Below are 20,424 nucleotides of genomic sequence, written 5' to 3'. Positions count from 1 at the left end.
TGTGCGGAGGAACGCAGGCCCCACCGGGGCCGCTGGTCGAGACCTGAGGAGCAAGCGTGTCCCTGCCACCCCTGGTGGAGCCCGCCGCCGACCTGTCGATCGACGAGGTCCGCCGCTACAGCCGCCACCTGATCATCCCGGACGTCGGGATGGACGGGCAGAAGCGGCTCAAGAACGCGAAGGTGCTCGCCGTCGGCGCCGGCGGCCTCGGCTCCCCGGTGCTGATGTACCTGGCCGCGGCCGGCGTCGGCACCCTCGGCATCGTCGAGTTCGACGTCGTCGACGAGTCCAACCTGCAGCGGCAGATCATCCACGGGCAGTCCGACGTCGGCCGGTCGAAGGCCGAGAGCGCGCGCGACTCCATCAAGGAGATCAACCCGCTGGTCGACGTCCGGCTGCACGAGACGCGGCTCGACAGCGACAACGTGCTCGACATCTTCGGCCAGTACGACCTGATCGTCGACGGCACCGACAACTTCGCCACGCGCTACCTGGTCAACGACGCCTGCGTGCTGCTGGACAAGCCCTACGTGTGGGGCTCGATCTACCGCTTCGACGGGCAGGTCTCGGTCTTCTGGAACGAGCACGGGCCCAACTACCGCGACCTCTACCCGGTCCCGCCGCCGCCCGGCATGGTCCCCAGCTGCGCCGAGGGCGGCGTGCTCGGCGTCCTGTGCGCCACCATCGGCGCCATCCAGGCCACCGAGGCGGTCAAGCTCATCACCGGCATCGGCGAGACGCTGCTCGGCCGGCTCATGGTCTACGACGCCCTGGAGATGACCTTCCGCACGATCAAGGTGCGCAAGGACCCCGAGGCCGAGCCGATCACCGGGCTCATCGACTACGAGGCCTTCTGCGGCGTCGTCTCGGTCGAGGCCCAGGAGGCGGCCGCGGGCTCGACGATCACCGTCGACGAGCTCAAGGACATGATGGACGCGGGCAAGGACTTCGAGCTGATCGACGTCCGCGAGCCCAACGAGTACGAGATCGTCTCGATCCCCGGTGCGAAGCTGATCCCGAAGGACGAGATCCTCTCCGGTCGGGCGCTGGCCGAGCTGCCGCAGGACAGGCCGATCGTGCTGCACTGCAAGACCGGCGTGCGGTCGGCCGAGGTGCTCGCCGCGGTGAAGAACGCCGGCTTCCGGGACGCCGTGCACGTCCAGGGCGGCGTGACGGCGTGGGCCACGCGCATCGACAAGACGCTGCCCACCTACTGAGGAAGGACCCCCTCGCCCCCCGCCGCTCGCAGGCTCGCGGCGGGGCCGTGCAAGGGGCCGTTCCAGTACGTCACCGAGGGCCCGGCTCCTGCACTGCGGGTGCCGGGCCCCCGGCGTCTGTGTTGACTGGACGACGTGCCCGCACCCCCGGATGCCACCGAGCTGCTCGAGCTGTTCCAGCGCGCCCAGGCCGCCTTCACCGACCGGGTCGACGCCGTCGAGCCGGGGCAGTGGGACCTCGAGGCGCTGCCCGGCTGGACGGTCGCCGACCTGGTCGCCCACCTCGTCGGCGAGGGGCACTGGGTGCCCGGCCTGCTCGCCGGCGAGCCCGTCGACGACGTCGCCGCCCGCATGCCGCACGGCACCTCCGCACTGCTGGGGGAGGACCCGCTGACCGCGTGGGAGTCCGTCGCGGACGAGGCGCTGGCCGCCGTCGCCGCGGCCGGGGACCTCACCGGCACGGTGCACCTCTCCCGGGGTCCCACGCCGGCGCACGAGTACGTCGAGGAGCTCACCGCCGACCTCACCGTGCACTCGTGGGACCTCGCCCGCGCCACCGGGGGTGACGAGCAGCTCGACCCCGCGCTGGTGCGTGCCGCGGAGGCGCTGGCGGACCGGTTGCCCGCCGACGGCCTCCCGGGCCTGTTCGACCCGCCGGTCGAGGTGCCCGACGGTGCGTCGCCGCAGGCCCGGCTGCTGGGCCGCTTCGGCCGCCGGGCATGACCCGTGGACGCCGCTGACGTCGACGAGGCGGTCTACGACTGCGTCGAGCGGATCCCGCCGGGCCGGGTGAGCACCTACGGCGCGATCGGCCGGCTGGTCGGCGTCGGCCCCCGGCGGGTGGCCCGGGCACTCTCCGCCGGTGGGGGAGCGGTGCCCTGGTACCGGGTGCTGCGCGCCGACGGGACCTGCGCCGAGCCGGTGCGGGTGCGGCAGCTGGAGCTGCTGGCCGCCGAGGGCGTGCCGGTGCGCGGCGGCCGGGTCGACCTGGAGGCGGTGGGCTGGCCGTGACGGACGTCGACCTCCGTGCGCTGGAGCCCGCGGACGCCCTGCTGCTGCGCGTCGCCACGTGGCTCGACGTCAACTGGGGCGGCGAGCGGATCTCCCTCGCGCAGGTGGACGCCGACCCGCTGCTCGCCGAGTACTGCCGGTTCCGGCCGGACGGCGGCGACTTCGGCCTCGTGTCCGCCTCCGGGGACCCGAGCACCGGCGTCGTGTGGGTCAAGCACTTCCCGCCCGACCGCCCCGGCTACGGCTTCGTGCGCGCCGGCGTCCCCGAGCTCAGCGTGTGCGTGCTGCCGGGCTACCGCGGCGCCGGGACCGGCGGTGTGCTGCTCCGCGCGGCGGTGGCCGAGGCGCGACGCCGGTCGATCGGCGCGCTGAGCCTGAGCGTGGAGGACGGCAACCCGTCGCGCCGGCTCTACGAGCGCCTGGGGTTCACGTCCGCGCCGTCGGCCCGGCATCCCGGGACGATGCTGCTGCCGCTGACGGGACGACGGCACGGGCCGCCCGGGCCCGGTGCTCCCGCGGGCTGATCCCCCGCTCCCGGGTGGAGGCCGCGGTCAGCGCGAACGGTGTCCGGACCCGGTGGAACAGCGTCCGTGCCGTCGTGTGCCTCCTCGCGGCGGCCCTCGCCGCCGCGCCGTCGGTCCGAGCGGACCGAGGCGCTGTCGGCGGTCCGTGGTGTCATCGACGGGTGGCACTGCGGGGGGACGAGGCAGCGCCGGTGTACCGGCTCGTGCAGCCGGCGCCGGCGCCGGCGCGGCTGCCCCGGCTCGACCCCACGCAGCAGGCCGTCGTCGACCACCCGGGCGGGCCGCTGCTGGTGCTCGCCGGTCCCGGCACGGGCAAGACGACCACGATCGTCGAGGCGGTCGCCGCGCGGATCGACCGCGGCGTGGACCCCGAGCGGGTCCTCGTCCTCACCTTCAGCCGCAAGGCCGCCGCCGAGCTGCGCACCCGCATCGCCGCGCGGGTGGCGCGCACCATCCGCGAGCCGCTGGCCCGCACCTTCCACTCCTACGCCTACGGCGTGCTGCGCCGGTCGGCGCTGCTGCGCGGGGAGGCGCCACCCCGCCTGCTCACCGCCGCCGAGCAGGACGCCGTCGTCGCCGAGCTGCTGCGCGGTGACCTCGCCGGTGAGGGCGCGGTGCGCTGGCCGGCGTCGCTGCTGCCCGCGCTGGCGACCGCCGGGTTCCGCGGCGAGCTGCGCGACCTGCTGCTGCGGGCCACCGAGCGCGGGGTCGACCCCGACCTCCTGGCCGGCTGGGCCCGCGAGACCGGCAACGAGGCGTGGCTGCACGTGGCCGCGTTCCAGGAGCAGTACGAGGCGGTCACCGCCTTCTCCACCGCCGGCGGCGGCGACGCGTCCGGCTACGACCCCGCCGAGCTGGTCCGCGCCGCGATCGCCGAGCTCGAGGACGACCCCGAGCTGCTGCGCGCCGAGCGCGAGCGGGCCCGCTGGCTGTTCGTCGACGAGTACCAGGACACCGACCCCGCGCAGGTCGAGCTGCTCGAGCTGCTGGCGGGGGGAGGGGGCGACCTGGTCGTCGTCGGCGACCCCGACCAGGCGGTCTACGCCTTCCGCGGCGCCGAGCCGCGCGGCATCGTCGAGTTCCCCGACCGGTTCCGCACGGTCGACGGCCGGCCCGCCGGGCGGCTGTCGCTGGGCGTGTGCCGCCGGTCGGGTCCGGGGCTGCTCGCGGTCAGCCGCCGGGTCGCCGAGGCGCTGCCCGGCCCGTGGGAGCACCGCCGCCTGCAGGCCGTCCCGGGGGCCGAGGAGGGCACCGCGGAGGTGCACGTGTTCGGCTCGGCCAGCGTCGAGGCCGCCTACGTCGCCGACGTGCTGCGCCGGGCGCACCTGGTCGACGGCGTCCCCTGGTCGGGGATGGCCGTCGTGGTGCGCACCGCACTGGCCATCGGCCCGCTGCGGCGCGCCCTGACGTCGGCCGGTGTCCCCGTCGAGGTCTCCACCGACGACCTGCCGCTGGCCGCCCAGCCGGCCGTCGCGCCCCTGCTGGCCGCGCTCACCGCGCTGCTGCCGCGACCGGGCACCGAGCCCGGCGCGCTGGCGCTCGACGAGCCCGGCGCCGAGGCGCTGCTGGCCTCCGCGCTGGGTGGGGCCACCGTCCTCGACCTGCGCCGGCTGCGCCGCGCGGTGCGCATCGCCCAGGCCCAGCGGGGTGTCGACGCCGACGAGCGGGGCGCGCCGCTGGCCACCGCGCTGGCCGACCAGACCCTGCTCGTGGAGATCCCCGAGGCGGTCGCCCGCCCGGCGCACCGGGTGGCCGGGGTGCTGGCCGCCGGCCGCGTGGCGCTGGCCCGCGACGGCTCGGCCGAGGACGTGCTGTGGGCCATGTGGCAGCGCAGCGGCCTGGCCGGCACGTGGGCCCGCGCCAGCGCCGTCGGCGGGTCCGCGGGCGCGGCGGCCGACCGCGACCTCGACGCCGTCGTCGCGCTGTTCGACGCCGCCGCCGGCTTCGTCGACCGGCTGCCCTCGGCCACCGTGGGCGCCTTCGTCGAGCACCTCTCGGCGCAGGAGCTGCCCGGCGTGACCGGCGCCGTCCGGGAGGGCCTGCCCGACGCGGTCCGGCTGCTCACCGCGCACGCGTCCAAGGGCCTGGAGTGGGACCTCGTCTGCGTCGCCGGAGTGCAGGAGGGCATCTGGCCCGACCTGCGCGACCGCGGCACGCTGCTGGGCACCGAACTGCTGGTCGAGCGGGTCGCCGGCATCGACGGTGCGTCGCTCGACCGGCGCACCCAGATGCTGGCCGAGGAGCGGCGGCTGTTCTACGTCGCGGCCACCCGGGCCCGCCGCCGGCTCGTCGTCACCGCCGTCGAGGGCGCGCTCGACGGCCCGGACGCCGGGGCCACCGCCTCCCGCTTCCTCGACCTCGTCGTCCCCCCGCCGGAGGAGGGCCGGCCGCTCACGCCGCTGCCGCGCTCGCTGCGGCTGCCGGCGCTGGTCGCCGACCTGCGCCGGGCGGTCAGCGACCCCCAGACCGACCCGGCCCGCCGCTCGGCGGCCGCCGCCGTGCTGCGCCGGCTGGCCGACGAGGGCGTCCCCGGCGCCTCCCCGGCCGACTGGTGGGGCCTCGCACCGCTGTCGGACGACGCGCCGCTGGTGCCAGCGGACGACCCGGTGCGGGTGCGGCCCTCGGCGATCGAGACCTTCCAGCGCTGCCCCCTCACGTGGGTGCTCGGTGCGGTCGGCGCCGAGGCCTCGCCCGACGCCACCCGCACGGTCGGCACGGCGGTGCACGCGGTGGCGCAGCAGGTGGCCGAGGGGCTCCCGCCGGCCGAGGCCCCCGCCGCGCTGGCCGCCGAGCTCGACGCCCTCGACCTCGGGCCCGGCTGGGCCGACCAGCGGCAGCGCACCGCCGCCCGCGACATGCTCGACCGCTTCCTGCGCTGGCACGCCGGCAACCGCCGCGAGCTGGTCGCCGCCGAGGCCGACTTCGACGTCGTCGTCGGCCGGGCGCGCATCCGCGGCCAGGTCGACCGGCTCGAGCGCGACGGCGCGGGCCGGCTGGTCGTCGTCGACCTCAAGACCGGCCGCAGCGTCGCCAAGGAGATCGACACCCACGGGCAGCTGGCCGCCTACCAGGTGGCCGTGGCCGCCGGCGCCTTCGGCGAGCACGGCAGCGAGCCCGGCGGTGCGGCGCTGCTGCAGGTCGGCTCCGGCGCGAAGGCCAAGGAGCAGGCCCAGGAGCCGCTGCCGGCCGAGGTGCCGGTGGGCGAGACCTGGGCCGGCGAGCTGGTCGCCGAGGTCGGCGAGGGGATGGGCGCGGCCACCTTCGCGGTGCGCACCGGCAGCCACTGCTCCCGCTGCCCGGCGCGGCGCAGCTGCCCGCTGCACGAGCGCGGCCGGCAGGTCACCGGATGACACCTCGAGGCACGAGGCCCCGTCCAGGGCTCCCTCGCGGGCCTGCGAGCGGAGGGGAGAGCGGGGTCCTCGAACAGCTCTCCTTCGACGACGACCTCTTCGGGACCGCGCCCGAGCAGGTCCGCCGGCGCCGGCTGCTCACCCCCGCCGAGGTCGCCGCGCGGTGCGGGCTGTCCTACGCGCCCTCGCCCGAGCAGGCCGGGGTCGTGTCCGCGCCGGCCGACCGGCCGCTGGTCGTCGTCGCCGGGGCCGGGTCGGGCAAGACCGAGACGATGGCTGCCCGCGTGTGCTGGCTGGTGGCCAACGAGCTGGTCGCGCCCGACGCGATCCTCGGGCTGACCTTCACCCGCAAGGCCGCCAGCGAGCTCAACGAGCGCATCAAGATCCGCCTCGGCGCGCTCGCCCGGCACCCGGAGACCGACCCGGCACTGCGGGAGCGGCTGGCCGTGGCGGTGCCGACGGTGTCGACCTACCACGGCTACGCCGCGTCGCTGGTGTCCGAGCACGGCCTGCGGATCGGCGTGGAGCCCGGCGCCGGCGTGCTCGGCCCGGCCATGTGCTGGGGACAGGCGGCCGCCGTGGTGAACGGCTGGACCGGCGACATGGACGACGTCCCGCTCACCCCGCTGACCACGGTCGAGGACGTCCTCACGCTGGCCGGCGAGCTCGGTGAGCACGACATCAGCCCGGCCCGGCTGCGCGAGTGGACGGCGCAGCTGCAGGCGCGGGTCGCCGGTTACCCCGACGCGCCCCGCAAGCGCGGTCCCTACGCCCCGGTGCTCGAGATGCTGGCCCGCCAGCGCGCCCGGGTGGCCCTGCTGCCGCTGGTGGAGGCGTTCGAGGCGCGCAAGCGGGCCGCCGGGGCCATCGACCACTCCGACCAGGTGGCGCTGGCCGCGCGGATCGCGGTCAGCGCACCCGAGGTGGGCCGCCGCGAGCGGGCCCGCTGGACGGTGGTGCTGCTCGACGAGTACCAGGACACCAGCGTGGGCCAGCTGCGGATGCTCGAGGCGCTGTTCGGCCGGTCGAGCGGGCACGCGGTGCTCGCCGTCGGCGACCCGCGGCAGTCGATCTACGGCTGGCGCGGCGCCTCGGCCGGCACGATCGAGCGCTTCGACCGCACCTTCCCCGGCGTCCGCGGCAAGGAGGCGGAGCGGCTGACCCTGGCCACCAGCTGGCGCAACGACGGCGCCGTCCTCGCCGTGGCCAACGCCGTCGCCGGGCTCCTGCCCGCCCCCGACGTGCCCCTGCCCGACCTGACCCCGGCACCGGCCGCGGGACGGGGACTGGTCACCGCCGGCCTCTACTCGACGGTGGCCGAGGAGACCGAGGCGCTGGCCGACCGGCTGGCCGCCTGCTGGCGCGGGGAGGACCCGACGCTGCCGCCGCGCCCCGACGGTCGCCCGCCGACCACCGCGGTGCTGGTGCGCACCCGCCGCCAGCTGCCGGGGATCGCCGCCGCCCTGCGCGCCCGCGGGCTGCCGGTCACCGTCGTCGGCCTGGGCGGGCTGCTCGAGGTGCCCGAGGTCTCCGACGTCGTCGCCACCCTCACCGTGCTGGTCGACCCCACCGCCGGTGACGCGCTGGGCCGGCTGCTCACCGGCGCCCGCTGGCGGATCGGCCCGCGCGACCTCGCCGCCCTCGAGGCCCGGGCCCGGGCGCTGGTGCGCGCCCGCCGCTCCGCCCGTGACGACTCCGGGGACGATGCCGGGGACACCGCCGGGGACGCAGCCGCGCCGACGACGGGGGAGCGCGGCAGCATCGTCGAGGCCCTCGACGACCTCGGTGACCCGTCGGCGTACTCGGCCGTGGCCCACCGGCGGCTGCGGCGGCTCGGCGGGGAGCTGGCGCACCTGCGCGGCCGGCTGGGCGACTCGCTGCCCGACCTGGTCGACGAGGTGGCCCGCGCCCTGGGCCTGGAGACCGAGCTGGGCAGCGCACCGGGCGTCAGCCCCGGCGCGGCGCGGGCGCACCTCGACGCGCTGCACGGCGTGGCCGCCGAGTTCACCGAGCTGGCCGAGCTGCCCTCGCTGCCGGCGTTCCTCGGCTACCTGCGCGACGCCGAGGAGCGCGAGCGGGGCCTGGAGCCGGGCGAGGTCGCGGTCGACCCCGAGTCGATCCAGCTGCTCACCGGCCACTCGGCCAAGGGCCTGGAGTGGGACGTCGTCGCCGTGCCCGGGATGACCGCCGACCAGTTCCCCGCCCGCACCGACACCGGTGACTCGTGGGTCAAGGACCCCGGCGCGGTCCCGGTCGACCTGCGCACCACCGACCGCGCGGAGCTGCCGCAGCTGCGCCTGCCGGTGCCCGGCTCCGGCGACCAGGCCGCGGTGCGCGCCGCGCTCGAGGACTACGTCCAGGAGTGGAAGGACTTCGGCACGTCGGAGGAGATCCGGCTCGGCTACGTCGCGGTCACCCGCGCCAAGCACCTGCTGGTCTGCTCGGGCAGCTGGTGGCGCGACGGGGTCAAGCCGTGCGGGCCCTCGGTGCTGCTCGACACCGTCCGCCGGTCCTGCGCCGCGGGCGCCGGGGTCGTCGTCGCCTGGGCCGAGCGGCCGGAGGAGGGGGCGACCAACCCGGCGCTTGAGGAGTGGCCGGTCGGGGTCTGGCCGGCCGACCCGCTGGCGCCGGCCCGCCGTCGGGCGCTCACCGCGGCCGCCGAGCTGGTCGCCGGGGCCGCGCCGCACCCGCTGGACGCCGGCGTCTCGCTCGGTACCGCCGACCCGGTGGTCGAGGACTGGGTGCGCGACGCCGACCTGCTGCTGCGCGAGCGCCGCCGCGCCGCCCGGCCGACCGTCGAGGTGCCGCTGCCCAGCCACCTGTCGGTCTCCGAGCTCGTGGCGCTGCGCCGCGACCCGGCCGGGCTGGCCCGCCGGCTGCGCCGGCCCCTGCCCGCCGCGCCCGCGCCGCTGGCCCGCCGCGGCACCGCCTTCCACGCCTGGCTGGAGGAGCGCTTCGGCGCCTCCCGGCTGCTCGACCTCGACGAGCTGCCCGGCTCCGGCGACGCGGGCGCCCTGCCCGACAGCGCGCTGACCGGCCTGCAGGAGGCGTTCCTCGCCGGCGAGTGGGCCGACCGGCAGCCGGTCGAGGTCGAGGTGCCGTTCGAGACACCGCTGGGCTCGCTGACCCTGCGCGGCCGCATCGACGCGGTCTTCGGCGACGGCGCCGGCGGCTACGAGGTGATCGACTGGAAGACCGGGCCACCGCCCTCGGGCGCGGAGCTGGCCGCCGCGGCGGTGCAGCTGGCCGCCTACCGGCTGGGCTGGTCGCGGTTGGCCGGCGTCCCGGTCGAGCGGGTCAGCGCCGGGTTCCACCACGTCGCCGCGGGCGTCACCGTGCGCCCGGTCGACCTGCTCGACGAGGCCGGCCTGCTCGCCCTGGTCGCCGGCGAGGCCGCCGGGGAGCACCTCCCCGAGCCCCCGGACGACGACCTGCCCCCGCCGCCCGAGGACGAGCCGCCCGAGGACGAGCCGCCCGGGGACGAGCTGCCCGGGGACGTGCTGCTCGAGTACCGGGAACCCGGTTGACGCGGCCACCAGCCTGACCGTGTGGCCGTCGAGATCCGGGACCTGACCGACGCCGACGTCCCCGGGGTGGTGGCCCTGTCGCTGCGCGCGTGGGCGCCGGTGTTCGCCTCCTTCGCGACGGTCCTCGGGCCGGGGGTGTACCGGCAGCTGTACCCCGACTGGCGCACGGCGCAGGCCGCGGCGGTGGAGCGCGTGTGCCGTGATCCGGCGATCCGGGTGCGGGTGGCCGCCGAGGACGGCCGCCCGGTCGGGTTCGTCGCCGTCGTCGTCCACGACGAGTCGCACGACGAGCCCGGTAGCGGCGAGGTCGAGATGCTCGCCGTCGACCCCGCGGCCCAGCGGCGCGGCACCGGCGCCCGCCTGCTCCAGGCCGGCCTGGACGTGCTGCGGGACGCCGGGGTGCGGCTCGCCGCGATCGGCACCGGCGGCGACCCCGGGCACGCCCCCGCCCGCCACACCTACGAGGCCGCGGGTTTCACCGCGCTGCCGCTGGTCCGCTACTACCGGCTGCTGTGACCGCTCAGCTCGACGCGATCCGGTCGAGGATCGCGGCGGCCAGCCGGTCGGGCGCCTGCTCGGGGATCCAGTGGCTGACGCCGGGCAGCTCGAGGAAGCGGTAGTCGCCGGTCACGTGCGCCGCGCAGGCCTCGGCGGCGGTCCGGCCGATCGCCGCGTCGGCGTCGCTCCACACGTACGTGGTGGGGACGGCGACGTCGTCGACCGGCGTCGCCGAGCTCATGGCGCGGTACCAGTTCAGCGCCGCGGTCAGCGCGCCCGGCGCCGACAGCACCGCCACGTACTCGTCGACGGCCTCGCGGTCGACGGCGTCCCCGTACATCCGCCGCAGCCGCCGCGCGTCGTCGGCCAGCAGCACCTCCTCGGCCTTGCCCTCCTGCCAGAACAGCCGGATGTAGGCCGACCGCTCCTGCTGCTCGGGGTCCCTGCGCCAGGCGGTGGTGAACGCGCTGGGGTGGGGCACCGAGACGGCGGTGAGCGAGCGGACCCGGTCGGGGTGCCAGGCGGCCAGCGCCCAGGCCACGTTGGCGCCCCAGTCGTGCCCGACGACGTCGGCCACCGGCAGGTCCATCGCCGTCATCAGGTCGGCGGTGACCTGCGCGAGGTTGGTCAGCGCGTAGGCCTCCACCTCGGCCGGCCGGGCGCCGGGGGAGTAGCCGAGCTGGTCGACGGCGTGGGTCCGCAGCCCCGCCTCGGTCAGCCGCGGCGTGACGGCCGCCCACGACAGCGACGTCTCGGGGAAGCCGTGCAGCAGCAGCACCGGCCGCCCGTCCTCCGGTCCGTCGGCCCGCACGTCGAGGGTCAGGTCGCCGACGTCCACGCGCAGCAGTTCTCCGGCCATGCCGCGGAACCTAGCCGGGGCGGTCCGGCGCCGCCCACGCCGCTACCGTCGGCGCTCGTGACGAGCCCGGAACGCGCGTACGTGCAGGCCCACCTCGACGACCTGCACGCCGACCTCGACGCCTGGTTGCGCATCCCGTCGATCTCCGCCGACCCCGTGCACGCTCCCGACGTCGCCGCCAGCGCCGAGTGGCTGGCCGCCGCGCTGCGGCGCACCGGCTTCCCCGTCGTCGAGGTGTGGGAGACCGCCGGGGCGCCGGCCGTCTACGCCGAGTGGCCCGCGGCCGACCCCGGCGCGCCGGTGGCCCTGGTCTACGGCCACCACGACGTGCAGCCCGTCGACCCGCCCGAGCTGTGGGAGCACCCGCCGTTCGAGCCGACCCGCGTCGAGGGCCCCGACGGCCCGGAGCTGTACGCCCGCGGCGCCATCGACGACAAGGGCAACGTGGCGATGCACCTGCTCGGCATCCGCGCCCACCTGGCCGCCACCGGCCGCGACGCCCCCGCGGTCACGGTCAAGCTGCTGGTCGAGGGGGAGGAGGAGTCGGGCTCCCCGCACTTCGCCGACCTGCTCCGCGAGCGCGCCGCGCGGCTGGCCTGCGACGTCGTCGTCGTCAGCGACACCGGCATGGCCGCGCCCGACGTGCCCAGCGCCGTCGTCGCCATGCGCGGCCTCGCCGACGCCGAGATCACCCTGCGCGGGCCCGCCGTCGACCTGCACTCGGGCTCCTTCGGCGGCGGGGTGCCCAACCCGCTGCACGCCATGGCCGAGCTGGTCGCCGCCCTGCACGACGAGCAGGGCCGGGTCACGCTGCCCGGCTTCTACGAGGAGGTCCGGCCGCTGACCGACCGCGAGCGCGAGCTGATGGCCCGCGTCCCCTTCGACGAGGCCGCGTGGCTGGCCGGTCCCGCCGCCTCCCGGGCGACCGCGGGCGAGGCGGGCTTCAGCACGCTGGAGCGGATCGGCGCCCGCCCGACCGCGGAGGTCAACGGCATGTGGGGCGGCTACACCGGCCCCGGCCACAAGACGATCATCCCGGCCGAGGCGCACGCCAAGCTCACCTTCCGGCTGGTGGCCGACCAGCGGCCCGAGAACGTCGCCGCCCAGGTCCGCGCGTGGGTCGAGCAGCACCTGCCCGAGGGGATCGAGGCCGACGTGCACACCCCGCCCGGCGGCGTCGCCCCCTGCGCGAGCGACCTCGACTCCCCGCACGTGGATGCCCTGCTCAGCGCCATCGGGCAGGCCTTCGACACCGATCCCGCCGACGTGCTGTTCACCCGGGAGGGCGGCAGCGGTCCCGAGGCCGACCTGGTCGAGGTGCTCGGCGCGCCGCTGGTCTTCCTCGGCGCCGGGCTGCCCACCGACCGCATCCACTCCCCGAACGAGCGCGTGCTGCTGCCGATGCTGTACCGCGGCGCGGAGGCGGCGGCCCACCTCTGGCGGGAGCTGGCGACCCGGTGACCGTCCCCGAGCCCGGTGGGCGCTTCGGCCCCTACCGCGTCCTCGGCGTGCTCGGCAGCGGCGGCATGGGGTCGGTGCTCCGGGCGCACGACGACGAGCACGAGCGCGACGTCGCGCTGAAGGTGCTGCACCCGCAGTGGGCCACCGACGAGGGCTACCGCGAGCGCTTCCGCCGCGAGGCCCGGATCGCCGCCCGGCTCAACGAGCCGCACGTCGTCCCGATCCACCGCTTCGGCGAGATCGACGGTCAGCTGTTCCTCGACATGCGGCTGGTCGAGGGGGAGGACCTCGCCTCGCTGCTGCGCCGCTCCGGGCGGCTGTCGCCGGCGCGCGCGGTCGACGTCGTCGGCCAGGTGGCCCGCGCGCTCGACGCCGCGCACGCCAGCGGCCTGGTGCACCGCGACGTCAAGCCGTCCAACGTGCTGCTGGTGGCCCGTGCCGACGGCACCGACCTCGCCCACTCCGCGCCCGGTGAGGACTTCTGCTACCTCGCCGACTTCGGCATCGCCCGCACCACCGAGGGCACCGGCCCGGCGCTCACCGGCACCGGGGCGGCCGTCGGCAGCACCGAGTACATGGCGCCCGAGCGGTTCTCCTCCGTGCCGCTGGACGGCCGCGCCGACGTCTACTCGCTGGCCTGCGTGCTGTTCGAGACGCTCACCGGGCGGCGGCTGTTCCCCGGCGCCGACCCGGTCGCGCTGATGGCCGCGCACACGCACGAGCCGCCGACCCCGCCGTCGTCCCTGGTCCCGGGCGTGCCGCCCGCCCTGGACGCGGTGGTCCTGCGCGGCCTGGCCAAGGACCGCGAGCAGCGCTGGCCGACCGCCGGGGCCATGGCCGCGGCGGCGCGGGCCGCGCTCACCGGGAGCGGCGTGCCGGTGCCCGCCGAGGCCGGCACCCGGGTCGGTCCCGCACCCGACGGCGTCCCCGGCCGGGTGGTCACCCGGCAGCAGGGCGTGCCCCGGCCGGCCGGCCCGCCGACGACGGTCGGCGCCGGGGCGTACCGGGCCCCCACCGGCCCGCCGGCGCGACGCCTCCCGCGGCTGCCGTGGGTGCTGGCCGCCCTCGGCGGTGTCCTCACGCTGGTGCTGGCCGCGCTCCTGGCCCTCGCCGCCGTCAGCGCGGACGACGCCTCCGACGCCGCGACCGGCGCCGGTCAGCGGCTGGTCGCCGCCGGGCTCGCCGACGACGTCGACCCGGCCGACTGCACGGTGCAGGAGCCCGCCGACGGCGTGCTGCGGCAGCTGGCCTGCCCCGCGGTCGAGGACGGACCGACCAGCACCACCTACGCCGCCCACGAGGGCGACGGCGCCGCCGCGGCGTCTGTCCGCCGACGTCGAGCGCCAGCAGCTGGGCCGGCTCGGATCGCGGACCGACTGCGGACCCAGCGCGGACGGACCGGGCCCGAGTGGGTGGCTGCCGGTCGTCGACACCAGTGCCGGGACCGGCGCCGACGCCGGCGAGGTGGAGGTCGGCCGGCTGGCCTGCTGGGTCGACGACGACGGCGACTCCGTGCTCGCCTGGACGTGGGACGACCTCGGCACCTACTCGGTCGCCGAGCAGCGCGGCGGGGGTGAGGACGGGCTCCGCGCCCTGCTCAGCTGGTGGGGTGACACCGGCGACCGCGGCTACAGCTGACCCCCGCCGACTCCCGCTGCCGGGTGACGCGGACCGGCGGGGTCACGGTCCTACGCTGACCGCGTGACCGGACGTGGGCAGCCGAGCGAACCGGCAGGGTGGTACCCCGATCCCGACGGTGCCGCCGGGATGGTGCGCTGGTGGGACGGGGTCGGCTGGTCCGACGTGACGACGCCGGCCGGCCCCGGCGTCGCGGTGCAGGCCTCCCCGGTGGCCGCGCCCCCGCGTCCGCCGCTCCCGCCGTCGGCCGGGACCCCGTGGCAGGTCGCGCCGCCGCGGCCTGCCTCGCGGGCGCGCACGGGGTGGCTGGTCGCCGGCGGCGTGCTGGCGGTGGTGGTCGTGGTCGTCGTGGCGCTCGTCGTCGGCCTGTCCGGGCGCAGCGACACGGCCGTCGCCGACCCACCGCCTGACGACCCGCCGGCCGGCCCGACCTTCCCGCCGGGCACCGTGCGGATCGTCGACGAGTCGGCGGGCATCTCCTACCCGTTCCTCGGCAACGGCTGGTACGAGTACGACCTCACGCTCATGCCCGAGACCCGCACGACCGCCGGGCAGTACTTCACCACCCAGGAGGGCGTGCCCACGGGCGGGGACTTCATCGCCCAGTGCACCTCCGGCCCGGTGTCGCCCGGCTACGGCTGGACCGGCCCGGGCAGCGAGCAGGCCACGGTGACGACGCTGGCCGACGGCGTCCGCGTGGCCTACTACCCGTACCCGAACGAACGCGAGGTCCTGCGCGACGAGGCACTCACCGTCGACGGCGCGAACGCCCACCTGATCGAGTTCCAGCTGACCTGGGACGTCGAGGGGTACGACTCCACCGGCGAGCGGGCCGCGCTGCTGGTCATCGACGTCGGCCGGCCCGACCCGGCCCTGCTCTACGTCTCCATCCCCAACACGCACGCCGAGCTCTACGGCGTCATCGACCGCGTGGTCGCCGACATCGACGTGCTCTGACAATGCGGTCCTCCGGACCGCACCGCGGCCAGGAGCCGTCCCCCTGCCGCGTTGCGCCGCGGCGGGCGCAGCCCTCCTCGGGGACCCTGCGGGCCCCGCTCGTCGGTCGCCGACCGCGGCCAGGAGCCGTCCCCCTGCCGCGTTGCGCCGCGGCGGGCGCAGCCCTCCTCGGGGACCCTGCGGGCCCCGCTCGTCGGTCGCCGACCGCGGCCAGGAGCCGTCCGTCGCCCTGCGGTTAGTGTCGGGTGCGTGACAACAGCTGGGGTCGACCTGACCGTGCGGCACCCGGTGGAGCGCTTCTCGCTGGACAACGGGCTGCGAGTCGTCCTCGCGCCTGATCGCAGCGTGCCGGTCGTCGCCGTGACCGTCTTCTACGACGTGGGCATGCGCAACGAGCCGGAGGGCCGCACCGGGTTCGCCCACCTCTTCGAGCACGTGATGTTCCAGGGCTCGGCGCACGTGCCGAAGATGGAGCACGCCCGCCTGGTGCAGGCCGCCGGTGGCACGTTCAACGGCTCGACGCACCAGGACTACACCAACTACTACGAGGCGTTGCCGGCCGAGGCGCTCGAGCGCGCGCTGTTCCTCGAGGCCGACCGGATGGCTGCGCCGGCGATCACCGAGGAGAACCTCCGCAACCAGATCGACGTGGTCAAGGAGGAGATCAGGGTCAACGTGCTCAACCGGCCCTACGGCGCGTTCCCCTGGCTCCAGCTGCCGCAGCTGGCCTTCGAGAGCTTCGCCAACACCCACGACGGCTACGGCTCCTTCGTCGACCTGGAGAGCTCCACGGTCGCCGACGCCACCGACTTCTTCTCCCGGTACTACGCCCCGGGCAACGCCGTCCTGTGCATCGGCGGGGACCTCGACGCCGGCGAGACCGAGCGGCTGGTGCGCCGCTGGTTCGGCCCGGTGGAGGCCCGCGACGTCCCCCCGACGCCCTACACCGGGGAGCCCTCCCCGACGCAGGTCCGTTCCGGCGTCGTCGAGGACCGGCTCGCCCCGGCGCCCGCCGTCGCACTGGGCTGGCGGGTGCCCGACCCGGTGGGCGACCTCGACACCTACCTCGGCACCGTGCTGCTGGCCGAGCTGCTCAGCGAGGGCGACGCCTCCCGGCTGGAGCGCCGGCTGGTGCACGACGACCGGCTGGCGGTGGCGCAGAGCAGCTACGTGGGTCTGTTCGGCGACCCGTTCGACGTCCGCGACGCCACCCTGCTGACCACGCAGGTGCACCACCCGGCCGCGGTGCCCGTCGCCGACGTGCTGGCCGCGGTGCACGAGGAGATCGGTCGCGTGGCCGCCGAGGGCGTCGAGCCCGAGGAGCTGGCCCGGGTCCAGGCCCGCACGAGTGCCCAGCTGCTGCGGCAGGCCGACTCGGTGCTCGGCCGCACCTTGGGCTTGGCCGCCGCCGAGCTGGTGCACGGCCGCGCGGAGCTGGCCGGGGAGCTCGCCGCCCGGCTGGCCGCGGTCACCCCCGACGAGGTGCAGGCGGCGGCCAAGGGGCTCGATCCCGGCACCGCCGCGGTGCTGGAGCTGCGCGCCACCGGGGGTGCCCGGTGAGCGCGCCGGTGCTCGACCTCGGCCTCGTCCCGCCGCTGGGCGAGCCGCGTCCGCAGCCGGTCCCCGAGGTGGCGACGACGACGCTGCCCAGCGGGCTGACCGTCGTCGTCGTCCCGCGGCCGGGCGTCCCGCTGGTGGAGCTGCGGCTGCGCGTGCCCTTCGCCGCGACCTCGCCGCGCGGCGCCGCCCAGCACACCGCCCGGGCCTCGGTGCTCTCCGGCGCGGTCCTGCTCGGGACGGCCCGGCACGACGCCACGGGGATCGCCGAGCTGCTGCAGGGCCACGGCGCCGAGCTGTCCGTGGCCGCCGACCCCGACCGGCTGCTGTTCTCCACGACGTTGCTGTCCGAGGGGCTCGAGCCCGTCCTGGGCGTGCTCGCCGAGGTGCTCACCCAGGCGGCCTACCCGACCGACCGGGTGGACGCCGAGCGTGACCGGGTGGCCGAACGGATCGCCATCGCCCGCTCCCAGCCCGGCGTGATCGCGCGGACCGCGCTGGCCGCCCGCCGCTACGGCACCCACCCCTACGCCGCCCAGCTGCCCTCGCCCGAGCTGGTCGGCAGGGTCGGGGCCGCCGCACTGCGCAAGCTGCACCGCGAGCGCGTGCTGCCCACCGGCAGCACGCTGGTGCTCGTCGGCGACCTCGACGCCGCCGCGGCCACCGACGCCGTCGCCGCCGCGCTGGGGCAGTGGACCGGCGAGGGCACCGCCGCCGTCGCTCCGCCGGCCCCGACGCTGGCGGCCGGACACCTCGAGGTGGTCGACCGGCCCGGCGCGGTGCAGTCCAACATCCGCCTGGGCGGGCCGGCCCCCGGCCGCACGGACCCCGACCTGCCCGCCGTCCGGCTGGCCAGCATGGTCTTCGGCGGTTACTTCTCCTCGCGGCTGGTCGAGAACATCCGCGAGCGGCGCGGCTACTCCTACAGCCCGCGCAGCGCCGTCGACCACCTCGCGGCCGCCTCCTCGTTCCTCGTCGAGGCCGACGTCGCCACCGAGGTCACCGGCCCGGCGTTCCTGGAGACCTGGGCCGAGCTGGGCCGGATGGCGCTGGCCCCGGTCACCGAGGCCGAGCTGGACGCCGCCCGCCGCTACGTGCTCGGCAGCATGGCGCTGTCCACGGCGACGCACGCCGGGCTGGCCGGCACGCTCTCGGCGCTGGCCGGCTCGGGCCTGTCGGCCGAGTGGCTGGCCGAGCACCAGCGCGCGCTGGCCGACGTCACCGTCGAGCAGGTGCAGGAGGCCGCCCGCCGGTACCTGGCGCCGGCCACGCTCACCGGCGTCGTCGTCGGTGACGCCGAGCGGGTCACCGACGCGCTGCGCGCCCTCGGCCCGGTCGACGTCACCGCCAGCGCCGCCGCGACGGCACCGGAGCCGGAGTGAGCGTCCCGCCGGGTGGCAGCACGCCGGCCGACGTCCCGCCCACCCGCGAGCAGTGGCCGGCCGGCACGCCACCGACGAACGGCGCCGTGCCCGTGCTGTCCCGCTCGGCGCACGACCGGGCGCACCTGTCCCGCTCGCTGCCCGACCCCGCCGGTGGGCGGCCGGTGCGGGTGCTCACCGTCGACGAGCGGCGCACCGTGCCCGTGCACGAGGGGGACGACGGCCCGTCGCTGGTGTGGGACGAGCAGCCCGCGCTGCCGGTCGGCGCGGTGTACCTCGGCGAGGCCGACGGCGTGCCCTACGCCGCGGTGCGCGGGGAGCGCGCCCTGACGGTCAACGGCCGGCCGGTGGACACCTGGTCCGGGCTGCGCGAGGTCGGCGCCGCCCTGGGCGACCTCGACGCCGGCCTGCTCGCCGAGGCGATCGGCATCCTCGAGTGGCACGAGCGTGCCCGGTTCAGCCCGCTGTCGGGTGCCCCCACCACCGTCGAGCGGGCCGGCTGGGTGCAGCGCGACCCGGTGACCGGTGTCGAGCTCTTCCCGCGCACCGACCCTGCGGTGATCATGCTCGTGCACGACGGCGGTGACCGCTGCGTGCTGGGTCGCCAGGCGGTGTGGCCACCGGGACGGTTCTCCATCCTCGCCGGGTTCGTCGAGCCGGGGGAGTCGGCCGAGGGCGCGGTGGCCCGCGAGGTGGCCGAGGAGGTGGGCCTCACGGTCACCGACATCCGCTACGTGAGCAGCCAGCCCTGGCCGTTCCCGCAGTCGCTCATGCTCGGGTTCACCGCCCGCGTCGAGGGCGACGACACCCTGCGGCTGGACCCCACCGAGATCGAGGAGGCCCGCTGGTGGACCCGCGAGGAGCTCGCCTCCGGTCGCGGTCCCGAGGCGCTGCCGCCGCCGGTGTCCATCGCCCGGCACATCATCGACCGCTGGGTGGCCGGCGAGCTCGGCTGAGCCACGATCAGGGTCCCTGATCGTGGCGCGTCCCCCCTGACCGTGCACGGTCGGGGAGGACGTGCTGGGATCAGGTCACCTGGTCATCGCGGGCGGCGAAGCGGCCCTGCAGCACCAGCGCGGGGTGCTCCGGGCGGTCGGCCAGCACCACGGCGTCGGCCAGGGCCACGGGGTCGACCTCGTCGTCGTAGCGGTCGAACGCGGGCAGCTCCCACGCCTGGTCGGCCGGGAAGCGCCGTCTCCGTGCGGCCGGGGCCACCCGCAGGTGGACGACGACGTCGAAGGCCAGTCCGACGCCCTGCAGCAGCGGCCCGGGCACCAGCAGCACCCCGCCGGTCGGCGCCGCCCGGTAGGCGACGCGGGCCGCTCGGTCACGGGCGACGTCCCACAGCAGCGGCAGGTACTCGCCGGGACCGCCCGGGCCGACCCGGTCGAGGACCTCCCGGGCCAGCGCCCCGGTGTCGAGCCAGTCGGTGTAGCGCGCATCGGGGTCGGTGCGCCCGTGCTCGAGACGCAGCGAGGCGGGGCGGAGGAACCCCGCGGCGGGGACGACGGCCGCGGGGCGGCCGAGGACGGGCAGCCGCTCGGCGACCGCAGCGGCGAGCGCCTCCGGAGCGGCGACGTCGGGGCCGTCGACGGCGACCCGTACGGCGGCGGCCCCGGTCAGCGGTTCGACGTCGGCGAGGAGGGCGGCCAGCCGGTCGGCCAGCGCACCCGGGGTCAGCGGCTCCGGACCGCTCAGCGGCGGCCGTCCGCGGGGGACGCCGGGCCGGGGCGGCTGCTGCCCCGCTCGACCCGCCGACCGGGGTGCCGCCGCGGCGCGGGCGAGGGCCCGGCGGGTGCGGACGGTGCCGCCTCGGCGGCGGGCGCGTCGACGACCGGCTCGGCGCCGACGGGCACGGCCGGGCGGGGCGCCTCGGCGGGCAGCCGTTCCAGCGTCGCGAGCACCTCGGTGGCGAGCTCGTGCACGGAGCGGCCGAAGGAGCGGGCCTGGGCGCGCAGCGCCTCGAACGCCGCCCGCGGTGCGGTGGTGTGTCGCTCGGCGAGCACCCCGATGGCCCGCTCCGTGACCACGCGGGAGGCCAGGGCGTGCTCGAGCTGGGCGACGGTGCGCTCCAGCGCGACGATCCGGGCGTCGCGCGGGTCGGCCGGGGGCTCCTGGGCGCCCGGACCGCGGGCGGCCCGGCGGGCGGTGCGGTCGGGCTCGGCGGGGGAGCCGAGCTCCTCGGCGACGAGGTCGGCCAGTGACATGCCCTCGAGCAGGTCGCCGACGTCCTCGGCGCGCCCCGGCGCGAACACGTGCCAGCCGCGGCCGGTGCGGGCGACGACGACGGCCGGCCGGTCCTCCGTGACGTCCGGGGACACGGGCGAGCCGGGTACGGCGGGCGGAGGGAGGTGCACGGCGTCCGAGGTCACGACAGCGGCTCCCGGGGTGGTCCGGCCGGGCGGGCCGGGGACGGTCGGGCGGTCACGGTCGCGACCAGCCA

The 20,424-nt window shown here is 77.1% G+C and carries 16 protein-coding genes; 13 read left to right on the top strand and 3 right to left on the bottom strand.

All coding sequences use genetic code 11. From position 1 onward, the window contains the following. Positions 1-56: 56 nt before the first annotated feature. The 7 genes from moeZ to ABQ292_RS00680 all read left to right on the top strand — a co-directional run bounded on the left by moeZ (position 57) and on the right by ABQ292_RS00680 (position 10,145). A complete protein-coding gene (moeZ, locus tag ABQ292_RS00710) occupies positions 57-1,217 on the top strand; it encodes an adenylyltransferase/sulfurtransferase MoeZ (protein ID WP_369202195.1) in 1,161 nt (386 codons plus the stop codon). Positions 1,218-1,352: 135 nt separating this feature from the next. Beyond that, on the top strand, positions 1,353-1,940 hold the full coding sequence (locus ABQ292_RS00705) for a TIGR03086 family metal-binding protein (protein WP_369202193.1): 588 nt from the start codon (positions 1,353-1,355) through the stop codon (positions 1,938-1,940). 3 nt (positions 1,941-1,943) lie between these two features. Next, complete coding sequence (locus tag ABQ292_RS00700) at positions 1,944-2,228, top strand: MGMT family protein (RefSeq protein ID WP_369202191.1); 285 nt, start codon at positions 1,944-1,946, stop codon at positions 2,226-2,228. Continuing rightward, on the top strand, positions 2,225-2,752 hold the full coding sequence (locus ABQ292_RS00695; RefSeq protein WP_369202189.1) for a GNAT family N-acetyltransferase: 528 nt from the start codon (positions 2,225-2,227) through the stop codon (positions 2,750-2,752). The genes ABQ292_RS00700 and ABQ292_RS00695 overlap by 4 nt, the downstream gene beginning before the upstream one ends. Before the next feature lie 161 nt (positions 2,753-2,913). Beyond that, entirely contained in the window at positions 2,914-6,102 is a 3,189-nt protein-coding gene (locus ABQ292_RS00690; protein WP_369202187.1) for an ATP-dependent helicase, read from the top strand. After that, positions 6,099-9,629 carry an ATP-dependent helicase gene (locus ABQ292_RS00685; RefSeq protein WP_369202185.1) on the top strand — a complete coding sequence of 1,177 codons (3,531 nt, stop codon included), beginning with the start codon at positions 6,099-6,101 and terminating at the stop codon, positions 9,627-9,629. Before ABQ292_RS00690 ends, ABQ292_RS00685 begins: the two co-directional genes overlap by 4 nt. Before the next feature lie 21 nt (positions 9,630-9,650). Further along, positions 9,651-10,145, top strand: coding sequence for a GNAT family N-acetyltransferase (locus ABQ292_RS00680; RefSeq protein WP_369202183.1), 495 nt, complete (start codon positions 9,651-9,653; stop codon positions 10,143-10,145). Between the two features lie 4 nt (positions 10,146-10,149). Here ABQ292_RS00680 and ABQ292_RS00675 read toward each other — a convergent pair whose 3' ends face one another. Further along, complete coding sequence (locus tag ABQ292_RS00675; RefSeq protein WP_369202181.1) at positions 10,150-10,986, bottom strand: alpha/beta fold hydrolase; 837 nt, start codon at positions 10,984-10,986, stop codon at positions 10,150-10,152. 57 nt (positions 10,987-11,043) lie between these two features. On the opposite strand from ABQ292_RS00675, the gene ABQ292_RS00670 reads away from it, so the two are divergent. The 6 genes from ABQ292_RS00670 to nudC all read left to right on the top strand — a co-directional run bounded on the left by ABQ292_RS00670 (position 11,044) and on the right by nudC (position 18,937). Then, the gene (locus tag ABQ292_RS00670) at positions 11,044-12,447 is read left to right on the top strand and encodes a dipeptidase (protein WP_369202179.1); all 1,404 of its coding nucleotides are present in this window, start codon (positions 11,044-11,046) and stop codon (positions 12,445-12,447) included. Continuing rightward, positions 12,444-14,024 carry a serine/threonine-protein kinase gene (locus ABQ292_RS00665; protein WP_369202177.1) on the top strand — a complete coding sequence of 527 codons (1,581 nt, stop codon included), beginning with the start codon at positions 12,444-12,446 and terminating at the stop codon, positions 14,022-14,024. Before ABQ292_RS00670 ends, ABQ292_RS00665 begins: the two co-directional genes overlap by 4 nt. A gap of 124 nt (positions 14,025-14,148) precedes the next feature. Next, positions 14,149-15,042, top strand: a complete 894-nt coding sequence (locus tag ABQ292_RS00660) for a DUF2510 domain-containing protein (protein WP_369202175.1) — start codon at positions 14,149-14,151, stop codon at positions 15,040-15,042. Between the two features lie 249 nt (positions 15,043-15,291). Then, a complete protein-coding gene (locus ABQ292_RS00655; RefSeq protein WP_369202173.1) occupies positions 15,292-16,602 on the top strand; it encodes a M16 family metallopeptidase in 1,311 nt (436 codons plus the stop codon). After that, positions 16,599-17,981, top strand: coding sequence for a M16 family metallopeptidase (locus tag ABQ292_RS00650; RefSeq protein ID WP_369202171.1), 1,383 nt, complete (start codon positions 16,599-16,601; stop codon positions 17,979-17,981). Before ABQ292_RS00655 ends, ABQ292_RS00650 begins: the two co-directional genes overlap by 4 nt. Beyond that, complete coding sequence (nudC, locus tag ABQ292_RS00645) at positions 17,978-18,937, top strand: NAD(+) diphosphatase (protein WP_369202169.1); 960 nt, start codon at positions 17,978-17,980, stop codon at positions 18,935-18,937. The genes ABQ292_RS00650 and nudC overlap by 4 nt, the downstream gene beginning before the upstream one ends. A 70-nt stretch (positions 18,938-19,007) precedes the next feature. Here the strand turns inward: nudC and ABQ292_RS00640 are convergent, their stop codons facing one another. Both ABQ292_RS00640 and ABQ292_RS00635 read right to left on the bottom strand, forming a co-directional pair. Continuing rightward, positions 19,008-19,256 carry a hypothetical protein gene (locus ABQ292_RS00640; protein ID WP_369202167.1) on the bottom strand — a complete coding sequence of 83 codons (249 nt, stop codon included), beginning with the start codon at positions 19,254-19,256 and terminating at the stop codon, positions 19,008-19,010. 419 nt (positions 19,257-19,675) lie between these two features. Beyond that, a complete protein-coding gene (locus ABQ292_RS00635) occupies positions 19,676-20,302 on the bottom strand; it encodes an ANTAR domain-containing protein (RefSeq protein WP_369202165.1) in 627 nt (208 codons plus the stop codon). Between the last annotated feature and the right edge of the window lie 122 nt (positions 20,303-20,424).

Source organism: Geodermatophilus maliterrae (genome assembly GCF_041018925.1).
Classification (GTDB): domain Bacteria; phylum Actinomycetota; class Actinomycetes; order Mycobacteriales; family Geodermatophilaceae; genus Geodermatophilus; species Geodermatophilus maliterrae.
This window is presented reverse-complemented; position numbering and strand designations above follow the sequence as displayed.

Excerpts from the sequence above, each read along its gene's own strand:
- ABQ292_RS00685 (WP_369202185.1), top strand. The coding sequence starts at position 6,099 with ATGACACCTCGAGGCACGAGGCCCCGTCCAGGGCTCCCTCGCGGGCCT.
- ABQ292_RS00675 (WP_369202181.1), bottom strand. The coding sequence starts at position 10,986 with ATGGCCGGAGAACTGCTGCGCGTGGACGTCGGCGACCTGACCCTCGAC.